This is a genomic window from Microcoleus sp. Aus8_D2 (assembly GCF_036702665.1).
Lineage (GTDB): Bacteria > Cyanobacteriota > Cyanobacteriia > Cyanobacteriales > Microcoleaceae > Microcoleus.
This window is the reverse complement of sequence record NZ_JAUBUN010000045.1, coordinates 1-3,824: the sequence shown is the minus strand read 5'-3', so window position 1 is coordinate 3,824 and position 3,824 is coordinate 1. Positions and strand designations below refer to the sequence as shown.

Sequence of the window (3,824 nt, the reverse complement as noted above, 5' to 3'; positions counted from 1 at the left end):
GTGCGATCGCATTTTTGTCGCCCAAGTGGCGAGAAACCGGGTTTCTGCGAATGATTTGGGTTGAGTACGAGAAATAAGGGAAGAAACCCGGTTTCTGGGATTAGGGTGCGAGATAGATTTATGATAGATTTATCTCATCTGTTTTGTGGCAAAGTCTCGATCGCCCAGGCGCCCCCCGAACCAAGGGGGGGGACAAGATTCCGATTCAAAGTCCCCCTTTTTAAGGGGGATTTAGGGGGATCTAGCCTTCGATGTCAAGCAGAGATACACAAGGTTTCCGCCCTAATTTGTGAACCCGCCCCTAGGGAATTTGTGATTATAAAAATTTTATATAAATCCTGCTTTTTTTTTATTAAAAATAAGAATATCTCCCGATTAACAATCGGGAGAATATCAAAACTACTCCACAGTCCAAGGACTCAAACAAGGAGTCCAAGCACTTAATTCTTCAGGTTTAAACCAGAGACTAATTTCCTGATTTGCAGTTTCCACAGCATCAGAACCGTGAATAATATTGCGGCCAACATTCACAGCCAAATCGCCGCGAATTGTTCCAGGTTCAGAATTCAGAGGATTTGTCGCGCCAATCATTTTTCTCGCCGACGCCACAACGCCGTCCCCTTCCCACACCATCGCCACCATCGGCCCGGAAGTGATGAAGTCTACCAGTCCCGCAAAAAACGGTCTTTCTTTGTGCACGGCGTAATGCTGTTCGGCTAGTTCGCGACTCGCCGCGATCAGCTTCATCCCAACTAGGGTAAAGCCTTTGGCTTCAAAACGACCGATAATTTCGCCGACGAGTCCGCGCTGTACGCCGTCGGGCTTAATCGCTAAAAAAGTCCGTTCCAAGATTAACTCCTATTGTTTTCTTAACCGATCCAAAAGACAGAGTAGCTCACAATGCACCTAAAGGCAATTCTGGGAATTAAAAATTGTTATTTTGGGACTGACGCAGAACCTTTATACGTAGGGCGAAGCACACCGCACTTTACCCCTATAAGTCAATAGGGTTCATTTAAGACAGATCCCCCCTACTCCCTTAAAAAAGGGGGGACAAGAGTGTTCTCAAAATTCTCCTTCGATCGGGGGATGCGAGGGGGATATCTGGGAAATAAACACTGTTAAATGAACCGTATTGCGCTACTTATCGCGCGCGCGTCAAACCACTTTTTGCCTCAGTCCTGATATTGTAATTTACCCAATATGATGCAAATCACATTTTTTTGTGACGGCAAACACGCTTGACCTACGATCTAAAATACAAATATGTATGATCGGAAACACAATTGTTTAGGCTCACAAACATAGATAATTAACTAAGGGATCAACATTATCTTGAGAGCAGCCACTCAGGGGAAAAAGCTATGAAAGAGATTATGGCATTCATTGCACAAAAAAAACATGAATTTGCAAAATTGCCGTTATTTGAATTTCTAGCTAATAAACACATTCACCCGAATCAACGACTAATTTTTGCACCTGTACTCGATCCTTTGGCTGTGGGGTTGAGCGACTTAAACAAGTACGTCCTCCGAGAATCTTCCAGCAATAACAAGGTTCAGGAACTGATTAACAAATATACTTACAAAGAAAACTACTACTGGCACGGGTATCTGCAACATCTAGAGACATTGGGCTTCAACAAATTAATGAGTTACGGCGACTTCAGGCTGCTTTGGGGTGAAGAAACTAAAAAAACTCGATCGCTCTGTTCAGTGCTTGAACGCTATGCTTGGAAAGCCTCTCCCATTCAGAAACTGGTGTTAGCCGAATCCCTGGAAGGAACCGCCACAGTTTTTTTTGAGGCGGCGCTAGCAGTGATCATGGAATTACAGAAGATTACCAAAAAAGAATATATTTATTTGGGAGGAGGTTATGTGGGTTTGGAAAATCATCACATTTTAAACACACCGGAGATGTTGCAAGTTTTAGCAGAGATAGAACTTACTGATTCCGAACGCCAAGCAGCTTTAGAATTAGCACAAAATGTATTTGAACTATTTACAGAAGCGATGAACGAGCTGTTCGGACACAGCACAACAAATTCTTGCAATACTGTGCTGCAAGCATCCTCGATTTCTGCCTTCGATCGCACTCTTGACTGTTTGGACGTTTGTTAAGAAGACCGTTGAAACCGCGTCTTATCTTTTTGGGCTGGCTATAATCCCAGGGCTGTTTCATTCTAGAAAAAATGAAGGTTTTGTAGGGGTAGCCCCTACAAGAGAATGAAACAGCCCTGGCTATAATCCCACTCCACAAGAGTATTAGTAGGGTGCGTCGCCACTAAAAATACCTAAATTCAATTGACAATCGAGCGAGCGACGCACCTTACACAATAATTGAGTAAGAAAACCCAATAATTGTTTGATAGCACGAATTATTATAAATGGTATAAGGTGCGTCGCTATGAAATTGTCGATTTTTATTGAGAGATTTTCGATGTATCCGCACCCTACGGCTTATGTAATTAATGAGTTAAACAATCACTAAATTATCTCGGTGTACCGCCGTTTCTACGCCTGCATAACCTAAAATTTCAGCAATTTTATCTGACTTGCAGCCCTGGATTTGTCTCAATTCTAAACTGCTATAATTAACAAGTCCCCTCGCAATTTGCTTGCCTTCTCCGTCGCACAACTGCACCGAATCATCAGCTTGAAACTCTCCTTCAACTAGAGAAATTCCCGCCGCTAACAGCGATTTGCCGCCGTGGGAAATTGCTTTGACAGCACCCGGATCTAAATACAGTTTTCCGGCTGGAATTAGCACGTTAGCTATCCAGTGTTTGCGAGCGTTGACAGGGCGCGGTTGCGGCTCGAATTGAGTGCCGATCGCCTCTCCGTTCAATATTTTCTCAATATTACCAGGAAAACAGCCGTTGGTGATGACTGTGCGTACTCCTGATGCTGTGGCGATTCTGGCGGCTTCAATTTTTGTCACCATTCCGCCGGTTCCCCAACCGCTGCGGGAATCTCCTGTTTGTACGTCCAATGCTGTGAGTTGTGCCATACTTTGGACTAGGGCGATCGGCTGCGCGTCGGGATTGCTGCGCGGATCTGCGGAATACAGCCGATCGACATCCGTGAGCACAAACAACCAATCTGCTTCTACCAAACTCGCTACTAGCGCCGAAAGCGTGTCGTTATCGCCAAATTTCAGCTCGTCTACCGCCACTGTATCGTTCTCGTTGACGATCGGAATTACGCCCAATCTGAGCAGTTGTTGAAAGGTATTGTAGGCATTAACGTAGCCGTTGCGCTGCACTAAATCGCCTCTGGTGAGCAATACTTGGGCGATCGGCTGTTGTAGAGTAGTGAACAAGTCATCGTACACGCGCATCAGCCGCCCTTGGCCCACGGCCGCCACAGCCTGCTTCAGAGCGATATTTCGCGGGCGTTCCGTCAAGCCCAAGCGCGCGCAGCCCACCCCAACCGCACCGGAAGACACCAACACTACTCGATGTCCTTGCTGCCGCAAATCGGCTAAAATTTCGACTAATGCAGCAATAGTTGACAGAGCCAAGTTTCCCGTAGTCGATCGAGTAAGTGTCGAAGTTCCTATTTTAACAACAATAGTTTGAGTCATCAGTCATTAGTCATCGGTCATTAGTTATATTATCTGCGATCGCACGCCCGCAATCAAATTGATTTGTAGTGAAAAATGCAAGTCTTCATAGGGAGCATCTTAGTTTTGCATAGCTCGCGAGCGTCCCCGACTTTACAAAGTTTGCACGGTTGATGATGCAGTCATATCATGTCCGCTCGATTGACCCCAATAAGTAAGGAACGCACGTGCGTCCTGGCGTCCGCAAAATGCTGCGGACG

General features: G+C 45.5%; 3 protein-coding genes. 1 reads left to right on the top strand and 2 read right to left on the bottom strand.

The annotated features are described in order from the left end of the window. Positions 1–399: 399 nt before the first annotated feature. Positions 400–849 carry a nucleoside-diphosphate kinase gene (ndk, locus tag QUB64_RS26580; RefSeq protein ID WP_333266796.1) on the bottom strand — a complete coding sequence of 150 codons (450 nt, stop codon included), beginning with the start codon at positions 847–849 and terminating at the stop codon, positions 400–402. A gap of 515 nt (positions 850–1,364) precedes the next feature. On the opposite strand from ndk, the gene QUB64_RS26575 reads away from it, so the two are divergent. Next, a complete protein-coding gene (locus QUB64_RS26575; protein ID WP_333266794.1) occupies positions 1,365–2,120 on the top strand; it encodes a hypothetical protein in 756 nt (251 codons plus the stop codon). Positions 2,121–2,475: 355 nt separating this feature from the next. On the opposite strand, the gene proB is transcribed toward QUB64_RS26575, so the two are convergent. Continuing rightward, positions 2,476–3,585 (bottom strand): glutamate 5-kinase, encoded by a 1,110-nt coding sequence (gene proB, locus QUB64_RS26570; RefSeq protein WP_333266791.1) that lies wholly within the window; start codon positions 3,583–3,585, stop codon positions 2,476–2,478. Positions 3,586–3,824 lie beyond the last annotated feature (239 nt).